Source organism: Plantactinospora mayteni (assembly GCF_016862935.1).
Lineage (GTDB): Bacteria > Actinomycetota > Actinomycetes > Mycobacteriales > Micromonosporaceae > Plantactinospora > Plantactinospora mayteni.
The window spans coordinates 356,722-370,818 of the sequence record NZ_BONX01000003.1 but is presented as its reverse complement, the minus strand read 5'-3'; the positions used below and the strand labels follow the sequence as shown (position 1 = coordinate 370,818).

Genomic DNA, 14,097 nt, shown 5'->3' with positions numbered 1-14,097 from the left:
TCCGTGATCCTCTTCCGGGGGCGCGGCTCCGAAACTCCTCGACATCAACCTTGGTTCAGGTCATAGGGTCATGGTCATGAACGCGATCCGGGGGGACCGAAAGACCTTCTACCAGCTACTGGTCAACACCTTGTTGGTGTCGGTCATCAACTTCACCGTATGGTTCGCGATCACCTTCTACGTCTATCTCCAGACCCGGTCGGTCTTCGCCACCGGTGTGGTCTCCGGGATCTTCCTGGTGCTCACGGCGGTGACCGGCATCTGGTTCGGCAGCCTCGTCGACCACCACTCGAAGAAGACGATGATGCAGGCGTCGGCGCTGGTGTCGCTGGTGCTCTACGCCGTGGCGTTCGTCGCCTACCAGGCGACCCCGAAGGAGTCGTTCACCGACCCGACAAGCGTTCCGTTGTGGACGTTGATCGTCCTGTTGATGTTCGGGGTCATCGCCGGCAACATCCGAACGATCGCGTTGCCGACCCTGGTGACCGTGCTCATCGAGGAGGAGACCCGGGACCGGGCCAACGGGCTGGTCGGCACGGTGTCGGGGGTCACCTTCCTGGTGACGTCGGTGATCAGCGGCATCCTCGTGGCGATCGGCGGTATGTTCTGGGTGCTGGTCCTGGCCCTGGCGGTGCTGGCGGTCGCCCTGCTGCACCTGGCCCTCGTCCCGGTGCCGGACCGGCCGGCGGCACCGGCCGGCACCGTCGAGCCGGGGCCGACGGGCGAGCCGCCGCTGACCACCGGTCCGGTGGTCACCGCAGAGCCGGCGGTCGCGGCGAAGAGCCGGGTGGACCTTCGTGGCACCATGCGGGTGGTGGCCGAGGTGCCGGGGCTGACCGCGCTGATCCTCTTCTCGGCGTTCAACAACTTCCTGGGCGGCGTCTTCATGGCGCTGATGGACGCGTACGGGCTGTCGCTGGTGTCGGTGCAGACCTGGGGCCTGCTCTGGGGCGTACTGAGTACGGGCTTCATCGTCGGCGGGCTGCTCATCGCGCGTACCGGTCTGAGCAGGAACCCGGTCCGGCTGCTGCTGCTCGTCAACGTGCTGCTCTGGACGGTCACCCTGCTCTTCCCGCTCCGCGCGTCGATCGTCCTGCTCACCGTCGGGCTCTACGTCTACATGCTCGTCGTGCCGTACGCGGAGGCCGCCGAGCAGACGGTGCTCCAGAAGGTGGTGCCGTACGAGCGGCAGGGCCGGGTCTTCGGCTTCGCGCAGAGCGTCGAGCAGGCGGCCTCGCCCCTGACCGCGTTCGTGATCGCGCCGATCGCGCAGTTCGTCTTCATCCCGTTCATGACGGATGGGGCGGGTGCCCGGTGGATCGGCGGTTGGTTCGGTACCGGTGCCGACCGTGGACTCGCCCTGGTGTTCGTACTGACCGGCATCGTCGGCCTGATCGCCACGGTGCTGGCGCTGCGCAGCCGGCCGTACCGCCGACTGAGCCAGCGGGTGATGGCCGAACCGACGACCGGGTCGGAGCCGAGCCAACCGGAGCTGAGTCCGTCCGGCGTCACCCCGTAACGCCCGCCAGCGACAGCAGCCCAGCGGGCCACCACTGTCGGGAGTCCTCGGGGGCTCTGCGGTCAGCCGGCGGCCACCGCGTGGCAGGCGCCGTAGCCGTCGGCGCGGGCGACGATCCGGCCGGCTTCGACGCGTACCGCGCTCTCGGTGGCGTCGCTGCACGCGGCCACGCCGGCGGCGGCGGCGAGCGCACCCGACTCGTCGTGCACGAGTTGGAGCCGGGGCCAGGCCGCCGCCGGAACCGCCGCGCGGAGACAGCCGCGCAGCTCGGTCACGGTGAGCCGGGCCAGCGGGCCGAGTTCGCCGGGGTTGCCGGTGACCAGGACGGCCGTCACCTCGGTGTCGGTGGGTGCGGCGCGGCGCGCCTCCTCGACGGTGGCCAGCCGGTGCAGGCCGAGGAGCGCGACCACACCGTCCCCGGTCAACCGGGCCGGCTCGTTCCGCAGGGCGTCGGTCCCGGCCGGCGGGTTCCACGGCTGGTCGACCGGGCGCGCGGGGGAGACGTGCGGCAGGTGCGGCGGCGCCCACTCGTCATCGAGATCCAGCTCGGCGAGCTGTTCGCAGGCGCGGACGACCGCGAACGGCTCGCCGAAGCCCGGCGCGGCGGCGGCGAGCTGGCCCGCGCCGTGCAGGGTGGTCAGCGCGATCTCGGCGGCCCGGACCATCCGGGTCGGGGTCCGGCCCGACCCGAGTCGTTCCAGGGCCAGGCCGAGCACGACCGCGCTCAGCCCGGTCAGTTGGGCGAACGGGAGACTGGTCCGCTCGTCGGCCAGGATCTCCGGCACGAGGTCACGGCCGAGCCGGGACGCGCTGTGCCGGTCCTCGGTGGCCAGGGGTAGCCGGGCCAGCCAGGCGCGGGCGAAGTCGGCCAGCGCCGCGCCGGCCGTCCGGGCGGTCGGCGGGTACTCCGGTTCGTTCGCCGCCTCGGCGGCCTGGGCCAGTACGGCGAAGTAGAGGGCGCGCTTGCTGGGGAAGTTGGAGTAGACGGCGCCCCGGGTCAGGTCGGCCCGCTCGGCGATCTGATCGATCTTGGCGTCCCGGAAGCCGCGCTCGGTGAACTCGTCCCGGGCGGCGGCCAGCACCCTGGCCCGGTTGTGCTCCTGCATCTCGACCCTGTTGCGCCGGACCATCGTTCTCCTCGCCGGTTTCCGCTCGTCGCCGGCCACCGTTGCCCGCCGAGCGTCGGTAGGATACCGTCGCCACTCAGATGATGTGACCATCTGACATTACCATCTGAATTGAGGAGACGCGGCATGGCAGAGATCCCGGAGATCAGGCTCGCCGACCCGGCCACCCTGACCGACCCGTTCGCGGCGTACGGGCAGGCCCGGGAGATCGGCCCGCTCGCCCGGCTGGTGACGCCCGGCTTCGGCAGCATCTGGGCCGTCACCCGGTACGCGGAGGCGAGGGCGATGCTCACCGATCCCCGGTTCGCGCTGAACGCCTCCAGCTACCAGCGCCTCGACGTCCCCGAGCACTGCCGCAAATACCTGCGGACCATGCAGGAGATGGAGGGGGAGGAGCACGCCCGGCTGCGCCGGCTGGTCTCGCCCGCCTTCACCGCACGCCGGGCCGCCGAGTTCCGGCCGAGGATCGTGCCGATCGTCGACAACCTGCTCGACGAACTGGCCGACCGGGCCGAGGACGGCGTGGTCGACCTGCTGCCCAGCTTCGCCGGACCGCTGCCGATGGACGTGATCTGCGAACTGGTCGGCATCCCGACGGCCGATCGGGGCAGGTGGCGTGAGTACGGCGCCGCCGTCGCCGCCGGGCACGGTCCGGCGTTCGCGGCGGCCGTACCGGCGATCATGCGCGACGCGGCGAACGCCGTCGGGGGGCGTACCGGCGGGACCGGAGTGGACCTGCTCGCCGAGTTGATCGGCATCCACGCCGAGGACTCCGACCGGCTCAGCGAGACCGAGCTGGTCACCCTGGTCTGGCATCTCGTGCTCGCCGGCCAGACCCCGACGAACGTGATCACCAACGCCGTCGAGGCACTGCTCCGGCATCCCGACCAGCTCGCGGCGCTGCGTGCGGAACCGGGCCTGCTGCCCGGTGCCGTCGAGGAACTGACCCGCTGGTGCGGCCCGCAACTGCTGAGCCTGCCCCGCTACGCCCGGGAGGACGTCGAGATCGCCGGTGTGCCGATCGGCAAGGGCGAGCCGGTCAGTGCCGCGCTGGCCGGCGCCAACCGGGATCCTCGGGCGTTCGCCGATCCGGACCGGCTCGACCTGCGTCGCCCCGTCGGCCGGCCCGCACACCTGGGTTACGGGCACGGGCCGCACTTCTGCCTCGGTGCGGCGCTGGCCCGGGTGCAGATCGAGGTCGCGCTCGACGTACTGCTGCGCCGCTTCCCGGGCCTCGCGCTGGTCGAGGGCGGGGTCCGCCGGCTGCCGGACCCGGGCACGTGGCGGCTCACCGAGCTGCGGGTGGTGCTGCGCCCGTAGTGGCGTCGGCCCGGAGGTGTGCGCGGGCGGGGGCCTGACCGGATGTGGCCACGGCCAGCCATTGAGTCCGGGTGGGGCGGCTGGTCAGGATCGTTTCAGTGTCCGTCCATCGAGACGTTTCATCAGCCGTACGGGAGTGGGGGTCGGCGATGTTGCTCACCAGGTTGCCCCGGTCGGGACTGTCGGCGGCGCTCGCGCTGCTGCTGGCGCTGCCGTTGGCGGCGGTCGCCGGGCCGGCACCGGCCGCCGCCGGGACCTCGGGTCCGGAGGTGACGGTGGCCGGCCTGACCACCGAGCGGGCGACGGATCCGATCGGACTCGACGTCGAACGGCCCCGGCTGGGCTGGACGATCGACTCCTCCCGGCGTGGCGTGGTCCAGCAGTCCTACCAGGTGCGGGTGGCCAGCGGTCCGAGCCGACTCGGCCGGCCCGACGTCTGGGACAGCGGCCGGGTCACGTCCCGGAACAGCACCCTCGTCCCGTACGCCGGCCCGGCGCTGAAGCCGCGCACCCGGTACGCCTGGCAGGTGCGGATCTGGGACGAGACCGGCCGCGCCTCCGGCTGGAGCGAGCCGGCGTACTGGGAGACCGGGGTCGGTGGGCCGGACGGCTGGCAGGGCGACTGGATCGGGCTGGCGACGCCGACCGAGTCCTGGGTGGACTACACGGTGCAGGCAACGGTGCGGGTGGAACGGGACGCGGCCGGGATCTTCTTCCGGGCCAGCGGTGCGGGCAACGCGTACATGTGGCAGTTCTCCACCACCAACGGCAGTGCCAAGTTGCGCCCGCACGTTCGGGTCAACGGGGCGTGGACGGTGCTCAAGGAGGTGTCGCTGGCTGCGGTCGTACCCCCGGAGAAGCTGACCGCGCCGCACACGCTGCGGATCGCCGCGGTGGGTGACACGGTCACCACCTGGGTCGACGGGGTGCAGGTCGACGTCACCCGGCACACCGCGCACCGGGCCGGCTCGGTCGGACTGCGCACCTCCACCCAGGAGTCGGCGGTCTTCGCCGACTTCTCGGTGACCAGCGGCGACCGGACCCTCTACGCCGCACCGCTGACCGGCGGCGAGAACCCGTTCGGCGCCGGTACGCCGACCCCGGACGGCCTGCGGGTCAGCGGCGACGCCGAGACGATGCTTGCCGCGCTGGACGCGAACCCGCTGCTGCGGCGCGGCTTCCGGGTGACCGGCGAGGTGGCCCGGGCCCGGGTCTACGCCAGCGGGCTCGGCGTCTACGAGCTGTCGCTGAACGGCGAACGGGTCGGCGACCACGAGCTGGCCCCGGGCTGGACCGACTACGCCAAGCGGGTGCAATACCAGAGCTACGACGTGACCGGGCAGCTCCGGTCCGGAGAGAACGCGTTCGGGGCGATGCTCGGCGACGGCTGGTACTCCGGCAGCATCGCCTGGTTCGGCACCGACAACTACGGCCCCCGGCCGCTGCTCAGCGCCGCTCTGGTGATCGACTACGCGGACGGGCGCACCGAGACGGTCCGTACCGACGGTTCGTGGCGGGCCACCCCGGGACCGTTCCTGGCGACCGACCTGATCCACGGTGAGACCTACGACGCCCGGCGACTGCCGGCCGGCTGGGACCGGACCGGCTTCGACGACTCCGGCTGGTCGGCGGCGACGGTGGGCGGGGACGGCGGGGCCACCTCCCGGCTCGTCGCCCAGGTCGACCCGCCGGTCCGGGTGACCCAGGAGCTGAGGGCGGTGGCGCTGACCCAGCCCACCCCGGGGACCTGGATCTTCGACCTCGGACAGAACATGGTCGGCAAGGTCCGGCTCAAGGTGGCCGGTCCGGCCGGCACGACGGTACGGATCCGGCACGCCGAGGTGCTCAACCCGGACGGTACGGCCTACACCGCGAACCTGCGGACGGCCCGGGCCACCGACTTCTACCGGCTGCGCGGCGGCGGTCCCGAGGTGTACGAGCCGACCTTCACCTTCCACGGCTTCCGCTACGTCGAGCTGACCGGCTTCCCCGGCACCCCCGACCTGGGCACCGTCACCGGGCTGGTGATGCACACCGACGGCGCGCTGACCAGCACGTTCGAGACCTCGAACCCGATGGTGAACAAGTTGCAGAGCAACATCACCTGGGGGCAGCGCGGCAACTTCCTCTCCATCCCGACCGACACCCCGGCCCGGGACGAGCGGCTCGGCTGGACCGGCGACATCAACGTCTTCGCCGAGACCGCGACGTTCAACATGGACAGTCTCACCTTCCTGACCAAGTGGCTGGCGGACCTGCGGGACGCGCAGTCGGCGAACGGGGCGTACCCGGACGTGGCGCCGAGGGCCTGCTGCGGCGACGGCGCCACCGGCTGGGCCGACGCCGGCATCACCGTCCCGCACACGCTCTGGCAGCGCTACGGCGACACCCGGGTGATCGAGGAGCACTACGACTCGATGGTCCGCTACGCCGGGTGGCTGGAGAGCACCAGCTCGGGGCACCGGCGGACCAACGCCGGGCCGTACCTGGACTGGCTGAACCTGGAGGACCCGACCCCGGCCGGGGTGATCGGCACGGCGTACTACGCGTACAGCATCCGGCTGCTCGGTGAGCTGGCCGGGGCGATCGGCCGGACCGCCGACGCGCAGCGGTACGCCGCGCTCTCGGAGCGGATCGCCGAGGCGTTCAGCACGGCGTACGTCGCCGCCGACGGCACGGTGCAGGGCGACAGCCAGACCGGGTACGTCCTGGCGATCGGCATGGACCTGCTGCCCGACGCGCTGCGGAGCAAGGCCGCCGACAAGCTGGTCGCCAACCTGGAACGGCACGACTGGCACCTGGCCACCGGGTTCCTCGGCACCCCGGACCTGTTGCCGGCACTGGCCGACACCGGACATCTCGACGTGGCGTACCGGCTGCTGCTGAACGACACCTATCCGTCCTGGGGCTACGAGATCGGCAAGGGTGCCACCACGATCTGGGAACGGTGGAACTCGATCATGCCGGACGGCAGTTTCGGCGACGTCTCGATGAACTCCTTCAACCACTACGCCTACGGCGCCGTGGGGGACTGGATGTACCGCACCGTCGCCGGCATCCAGCCGGATCCGGCGCACCCGGGTTACGCACACCTGACGATCGCGCCCCGGCCCGGCGGGAACCTCCGGTCGGCGAAGGCGTCGTACCGGTCGCTCTACGGGACCGTCGGCACCGACTGGCGGCTCGACGACGCCGGGCAGCTCCGGCTGGCGGTCACCGTGCCGGGCAACACCACCGCCACGGTACGCATCCCGGCGGCCAGCCGGCACGCGGTCACCGAGGGCGGCCGGCCGGCGGACCGGGCCGAGGGCGTACGGTTCGTCCGGCTGGACGGCGCCGACGCGGTCTTCGAGATCGGCTCCGGCAGGTACGCCTTCGCGGTCGACCGGGTGCTCGGCGACCTGGGCGAGGCGGCCGACGCGGTCAGCGCGGCGGCAACCGTCGCTGATCAGGTCGCCGGTGAGCTGCGCTGGCCGCTCGCGATCCAGTTGCGGGTCCGGCTGGCCCGGTTGACCGTCGAGGCGGCGGACGCCCGGCTGGCGTACCGGTACGGCGAGGGTGACGAGCGGGCCACCGCCACGGCGGTACACCGGGCCCTGGCCACCGGGTCCGATCTGGACCGCTGGCTGGAGACCCAGGTGCGGGCCGGGCGGATGTCGAGGGCGGTCGCGGACCGGTTCACCGCCCCGCTGACCCGACTCGACCAGCGGCTCTCCGCCGCCTCGTCGGCCCTGGTCGGCGCGGTGGCCCGGCTCGACCTGCCGGCCGGCGAGGTGCTGCCCGGTGGTGTGGTCCGGGCGGCGGTGCTGATCGAGAACAGCGGCGCCGACCCGCTCAGCGGCGCGGAGTCCACCCTGGACAGCGCTGACGGCGTGACGGTACGCCCGATCGGTGTCCGGCCGGGCAGCGTCGCGCCGGGCCGGACGGTGCGGCACGAGTACGAGCTGCGGGTCCCGGCCGGCCAGCCGGTCGGCACGGTCTCGCTGACCGGGTCGGCGGGCTACCGCTACCGGTCCGGTACCGCGACCCTGCCGCTGGCCGGCTCGCTGCCGGTGGCTCCGGCCGTCACCGTCGTCTCGACCACCGCCGAGCCGGCCTCGGTGGCGCCCGGCGGCACCGCCACCCTGCACACCGTGCTCCGCAACCGCTCCACCGTGCCGATGACCGGCGAGTTGACCGGCACCGCCCCGGACGGCTGGCGGGTCGAGCCCGGCGGCAAGGCGTTCGCGCTGGCCCCGGGCGCCGAGGTCACCCTGGACAGCACCGTCACCGCGCCGTTGGCGGTCACCGAGGGCACGGCCGGGATCACCGTCGCCACCGGACCGACCGAGGCGGAACGCCGGACGGTCGAGTTGCCGGTCCGGTTCGGCGGTCCGCCGGGGACGGTGCTCGACCATGTCGACCTCGGCGCGGCAGCCTCCGAGCAGGCGCACCGGCTGGCCGCCTCGGAACACTCCGGCACCAACGTGGAGGCCGGACTGACCCGCCGCTACACCAACGTCACCTATCCGGGCGGCTGGTTTGAGTTCGACCTCGCCGTCGAGCCGGGCCGGCCGTTCCTGCTCCGGGCCGTCGAGACGTACGACAACCCGCAGTTGAAGGACTACGACGTACTGGTCGACGGGGTGGTGGTGCACGCGCGGGCGTACCAGCGTACGGCCGGTGGGGTCGGCACGGTGAGCTACCAGTTCGTGGTGGACCGGCCGGAGTCGACCGCCGACGGTGTGGTCCGGGTGCGGTTCCAGGACACCGGCGAGGGTTACGACCCGTCGATCGCGGACGTCTGGGCGCTGCCGCTGCCGGCCCCGCCACCGGCCTCCCCGGCCGGCCGCTGACGTCGTCGGTCGGGTCCCTCGCCGTCGGCTCCCGAGGTCGGCCTGGCCCCGCCCGGTGACCAGGGCGCGGGTGAGGGGCCCGGCTATCCGGCGGGCTGGGCGGTGGGGCGGCGGCTGGACTCCCGGACGACGAGTTCGGGCTCGAAGACCACCTGCTGGTGACGGTGTTCGGCCGGTTCGTTGACCTCGCCGAGCAGCAGGGCGGCGGCGGTCTGGCCGAGCCGCTGCCGGGGTTGGCGTACCGAGGTGAGCGGCACGGCCGCCGCGGCGGCGAAGTCGATGTCGTCGTAGCCGACCAGGGCGATGTCCTCGGGTACCCGGATCCGCTGCTGGGTCAGCCCCTGGAGGACGCCGAGCGCCAGCAGGTCGTTGGCGCAGAAGACGGCGGTCGCCCGGTTCTCCCGGGGTGCGCCGAGCAGCCGGGCTGCGGCGTCCCGGCCGGCGGCCACGGTCAGGGCCGGGGTGTCGAGCCAGGGCAGGCTGGTCTCGTCGAGCCCGGCCTCGGTCATCGCCTGGACCGCGCCGGCATGCCGGTCGCGTACCTGTTCCAGCCGGCCCGGGCCGCCGACGAAGGCGATCCGCCGGTGTCCCGCCTCCAGCAGGTGACGTACCGCGAGTTCGCCGCCGAGCCGGTCGTCCACCGAGACGGAGCAGAGGTCGGCGTTGCGGGACCGCCGGTCGAGCAGTACGACGTGGATGCCCCGGTCGCGCAGCCGGAGCAGCCGGGCGCTGGCGTCGTCGACCGGGGTGATGAGTACGCCCTGCACCCGCTGCTCCTTGAGCAGGTCGAGGTAGGCGTCCTCTCTGGTCTGGTCGCCGTCGCTGTTGCAGAAGATCAGCGCCATTCCGGCGGTGCCGATGGTGTCCTCGACGCCCTTGGCGAGGTCGGTGAAGAACGGGTTGGCCACGTCCAGCACGACGAGGCCGAGGGTCCGGCTCCGGCCCCGGCGCAGTTGCCGGGCGGCGTGGTTGGGTACGAAGCCGAGTTCGTCGATCGCCGCCAGGACCCGGGCCCGGGTCGCGCTCGACACCAGGTCGGGCTGGTTGAGCACGTTGGAGACGGTGCCCATCGAGACCCCCGCGCGACTGGCGACGTCGCGGATGCTGACCACGGAGGACTCCCGCATCGCTGTCCCTCCTCCGCGCCGGCCCGACTTCACCACCGACTGACTGCCACCTGAGAACTGAATCGTGTCAAGGATGCCCTCCGGCTCGGGCGGCGGGGGACACCTGACCGGATGTGGCCAGCGCGGCACGGGTTGTCGACGCCGGCCGGCGATCCGTGGTCGGCAAGCATGGCGTCGGCCCTGCCCAGGGCCACATTCCGGGCCGAGGGAAAGGGCTTACCCCTGAGTAACGATTCGGTAACCGCTCCGAAACGCTTGACCCGCCGGGAAGCCGGCCTTTAGCGTCTTCATCACATTGAGCTGAAACGTTTCATGGCTGGAGGGCCGGATGCCCGAGCGTGCAGATCCGGGTACGGCGCGGCTGGCCCTGTCCGGCGTACGGAAGTCGTTCGGCGCGGTGCACGCACTCGCCGACGTACGCCTCGAACTGCGGGCCGGTGAGGTGCACGCGCTGGTCGGGGAGAACGGTGCGGGCAAGTCGACCCTGGTGAAGATCCTGGCCGGGGTGCACGCCCCGGACGCCGGGGAGTTGACGATGGACGGTGCGCCGCTGACCCTGACCGGTCCGGCCGACGCCCGGGCGGCCGGGATCGCGGTGATCTATCAGGAGCCGACGCTCTTTCCGGACCTGTCGGTGGCGGAGAACATCTTCATGGGCCGGCAACCGTTGCGCGGCCTGCGTCGGATCGACACCACGGCGATGCGGGAACGCACGACGGAGCTGTTCGCGCGGCTCGGCGTACCGCTGGATCCGGACCGGCCGGCGCGCGGACTCTCCATTGCCGACCAGCAGCTCGTGGAGATCGCCAAGGCGCTCTCCTTCGAGGCCCGGGTGCTGGTGATGGACGAGCCGACGGCGGCGCTCTCCGGGGTCGAGGTCGAACGGCTCTTCGCGGTCGTCCGGTCCTTGCGGGAGGCCGGCGCGGCGATCCTGTTCATCTCGCACCGCTTCGACGAGGTCTTCGCGCTCAGCCAGCGGATCACGGTGATGCGGGACGGGCGATGGGTTTCCACCGACCCGGCCGAGGAGCTCGACGTGGCCCAGGTGGTGCGCCGGATGGTCGGCCGGGAGGTCTCGCAGCTCTATCCGAAGCAGCAGACCGAGGCCGGCGAGGTCATCCTCCAGGTGCGCGGCCTGACCCGGCGCGGCGTCTTCGCCGACGTCGGTTTCGAGGTACGCCGGGGCGAGATCGTGGCGCTCGCCGGCCTGGTCGGGGCCGGGCGCAGCGAGGTGGTCCGGGCGCTCTTCGGCGTCGACCCGTACGACGCGGGCGAGGTACTGGTGGACGGCGTACGACTGCCCGGGAGCCGGCCGTCGGCGGCGATGGCCGCCGGGATGGCGCTGGTGCCGGAGGACCGTCGGCAGCAGGGGCTGGTGATGGAGCTGTCGATCGAACGGAACGCCACGTTGACCCGGCGCTGGCCGCTGGCCCGGTTCGGCCTGCTCGGCCGGGGTGCGGAACGCGCCGCCGCGCAGACCTGGACGCAACGCTTGCAGGTGAAGGCGGGGCGGCTCGACGACCCGGTCTCCACACTCTCCGGGGGCAACCAGCAGAAAGTGGTACTGGCGAAGTGGCTCTCCACCATGCCGAAGGTGCTGATCGTCGACGAGCCGACCCGGGGGATCGACGTCGGCACCAAGGCCGAGGTGCACCGGTTGATGTCGCAGCTCGCGGGCGAGGGGGTCGCGGTGCTGATGGTCTCCAGCGAGCTGCCCGAGGTGCTCGGGATGGCGGACCGGGTGCTGGTGATGCACGAGGGCCGGCTGGTCGGCGAGATAGCCCGGGACGCCGCGACCGAGGAGTCGGTGATGCTCGCCGCCACCGGACAGGGAGGAAAGCCGTGACCGGGCAGCGAGAGACAGCCGTGACCGGGCAGCGAGGAACAGCCGTGACCGGGCAGGGAGAAAAGGCCGGGCAGGGAGAAGAAGCCGTGAGCGGGCAGCGAGGAGCGGCGGTCGGGCGGGGAACCGTGGCCGGGCGGCAAGCGGTGGCCGGGTGGGGAGGTTGGGCGTGACGACCACGACCCGGCCGGAGTCGGCGCCGGACGCGGCCGAGGCCCGGGCCCGCAGTGGGGCGGCCGGCATCCGGCTCGGCCACCGGCTCTTCGTGGCCCGCGAGGTCGGCATCGGACTCGCGCTGCTCCTGCTGATCGCGGTGACCACGGCGGTGAACCCGAGGTTCCTCTCCGGACAGGGCCGCCGGGACCTGATGCTCGGCGCGACCATCCTGGTGGTGCTCGCGGTCGGTCAGGCGATCGTCATCATCACCCGCAACGTCGACCTCTCGGTCGGCTCGGTACTCGGCCTGGCCGCGTTCGCCACCGGAAAGCTCTTCCTGGCGATGCCGGACGCACCGATCGTGCTGGCGATCCTGGTCGGGATCGGGATCGGCGTGCTCTGCGGCGCGCTGAACGGGGCGCTGATCGCGGTGGCCCGGGTACCGGCCCTGGTGGTCACCCTCGGCACCCTCTACGTATTCCGGGGCGTCGACTACTCGTGGGCGGCGGGACAGCAGATCAATGCCGCCGACATGCCCGCCGGCTTCAAGAGCATGGGCACCGCCGACCTGCTCGGAGTGCCCCTGCTCGCCCTCTTCGCGGTGGCGGTACTGCTGGTCGCCGGCTTCTATCTGCGGTCGTACCGTTCCGGCCGGGAGCTGTACGCGATCGGCTCCGACCCGGCGGCGGCCCGGCTGCACGGGATTCCGGTCGGCTGGCGGGTGTTCACCGCGCTGGTCGTCAGCGGCGGGCTCGCCGGCCTGGCCGGGGTGCTCTACGCGGCCCGGTACGGCACCCTCGACGCGGCGGCCGGCAGCGGGATCGAGCTGAACGTGGTCGCGGCGGTCGTGGTCGGCGGCGTCGCCATCTTCGGCGGCAGCGGCTCGGTGTACGGGGCGGCGCTCGGCGCCGTACTGCTGAGCACCATCGGCAGCGCACTGCCGGTGCTGAAGGTGAACCCGTTCTGGCAGCAGGCGGTGGTCGGGGCACTGATCCTGGCCGCGATCGGATTGGACCGGGCGCTGGCCGCGCGGGTGGCCCACCGGCTACGAGGAAGGAAGGCCCGTGGCGCCTGAGAGGACGGGTCGGTCGGCCCGCTGGGTTTCCACGTTCGGCACCTGGGACGTGCTGGTGATCGTCGTACTGGCCCTGGTGGTGGTCGGCGCGTCGGTCCTGGTCGAGGGCTTCGCCACCGCCCGGTTCTGGGGTTTCCTGCTGCTGGACATCGTCCCGATCGCGTTGATCGCGTTGCCGATGACGCTGATCGTGATCACCGGCGAGATCGACCTGTCGGTGGCCAGTACGCTCGGGCTGGCCAGCGCGGTACTCGGCCAGTTGTGGGTGGCCGGCCTGCCGCTGGCGCTGGCCGTACCGCTGGTGGTGCTGCTCGGTGCCCTGCTGGGCGCGGTGAACGGGCTCTTCATCGCCGGGTTCGGCCTGCCCTCCCTGGCGGTGACGATCGGCACCCTCGCGCTGTACCGGGGACTGGCCTATGTGGTGCTCGGCGACCGGGCGGTGGCGGACTTCCCGATCGGCTGGACCGGGAACTCGATCGAGGCGCTGCCCGGCACGACGGTGCCGTGGGTGGTGCTGCCGCTCGCCGTCCTCGCGATCGGGTTCGGCGTACTGCTGCACGCCACCCCGATCGGTCGCGGCCTCTACGCGATGGGCAACAACGACCAGGCCGCCACCTTCGCCGGTGTCGCGGTGGCCCGGACCAAGTTCTGGCTCTACGTGGTCACCGGCGCGGTCGCCGCGCTCGCCGGGGTCTTCTGGACCATGCGGTACGCCTCCGCCCGGGCCGACAACGGGGCCGGGCTGGAGCTGTCGGTGGTGGCGGCGGTGCTGCTCGGCGGCGTCTCCATCTTCGGCGGCCGGGGCACCCTGGTCGGCGTACTGGCCGGGGTGCTGCTGCTGATGACCCTGCGCAACGCGCTGCAGCTCGCCGACGTGCCGGCCGACACCCTGACCGTGGTCACCGGGACCCTGCTGATCATCTCCGTCGTCGGGCCGAACGCGGCCGGCATGCTCCGGGCGCGGATGCGACGGCGACGACCCTCCGCACCGCCGGTGGCGAGCGCCGAAGGCGCCTGACCACGTCTCCAACCCTCGCTGTAACCACCGTCGAATCCACCGGCCCGCGAGTTGGGCGGCTGTATGTCAAGGAAGGG

General features: G+C 72.4%; 8 protein-coding genes. 6 read left to right on the top strand and 2 right to left on the bottom strand.

Annotated features, from left to right (window positions below; translation table 11 throughout):
• Positions 1–76: 76 nt before the first annotated feature.
• Complete coding sequence (locus tag Pma05_RS03640) at positions 77–1,519, top strand: MFS transporter (protein ID WP_203855802.1); 1,443 nt, start codon at positions 77–79, stop codon at positions 1,517–1,519.
• Between the two features lie 62 nt (positions 1,520–1,581).
• Here the strand turns inward: Pma05_RS03640 and Pma05_RS03635 are convergent, their stop codons facing one another.
• Complete coding sequence (locus tag Pma05_RS03635; protein ID WP_203855801.1) at positions 1,582–2,649, bottom strand: TetR/AcrR family transcriptional regulator; 1,068 nt, start codon at positions 2,647–2,649, stop codon at positions 1,582–1,584.
• Between the two features lie 123 nt (positions 2,650–2,772).
• Here Pma05_RS03635 and Pma05_RS03630 point away from each other — a divergent pair, with 123 nt between their 5' ends.
• Positions 2,773–3,966: a cytochrome P450 family protein gene (locus Pma05_RS03630; RefSeq protein WP_203855800.1), complete on the top strand. Its 1,194-nt coding sequence runs from the start codon at positions 2,773–2,775 to the stop codon at positions 3,964–3,966.
• Positions 3,967–4,064: 98 nt separating this feature from the next.
• Positions 4,065–8,801 (top strand): family 78 glycoside hydrolase catalytic domain, encoded by a 4,737-nt coding sequence (locus Pma05_RS03625; RefSeq protein WP_203855799.1) that lies wholly within the window; start codon positions 4,065–4,067, stop codon positions 8,799–8,801.
• An 83-nt stretch (positions 8,802–8,884) separates the two neighbouring features.
• On the opposite strand, the gene Pma05_RS03620 is transcribed toward Pma05_RS03625, so the two are convergent.
• Positions 8,885–9,928 (bottom strand): LacI family DNA-binding transcriptional regulator, encoded by a 1,044-nt coding sequence (locus Pma05_RS03620; protein ID WP_239311606.1) that lies wholly within the window; start codon positions 9,926–9,928, stop codon positions 8,885–8,887.
• A gap of 328 nt (positions 9,929–10,256) precedes the next feature.
• Between Pma05_RS03620 and Pma05_RS03615 the strand changes: the two genes are divergently transcribed.
• From Pma05_RS03615 to Pma05_RS03605, 3 genes are all read left to right on the top strand, one after another.
• Positions 10,257–11,774: a sugar ABC transporter ATP-binding protein gene (locus Pma05_RS03615; protein ID WP_203855798.1), complete on the top strand. Its 1,518-nt coding sequence runs from the start codon at positions 10,257–10,259 to the stop codon at positions 11,772–11,774.
• Between the two features lie 166 nt (positions 11,775–11,940).
• A complete protein-coding gene (locus Pma05_RS03610; RefSeq protein WP_239311602.1) occupies positions 11,941–13,002 on the top strand; it encodes an ABC transporter permease in 1,062 nt (353 codons plus the stop codon).
• Positions 12,992–14,020, top strand: coding sequence for an ABC transporter permease (locus Pma05_RS03605; RefSeq protein ID WP_203855797.1), 1,029 nt, complete (start codon positions 12,992–12,994; stop codon positions 14,018–14,020). Before Pma05_RS03610 ends, Pma05_RS03605 begins: the two co-directional genes overlap by 11 nt.
• Positions 14,021–14,097 lie beyond the last annotated feature (77 nt).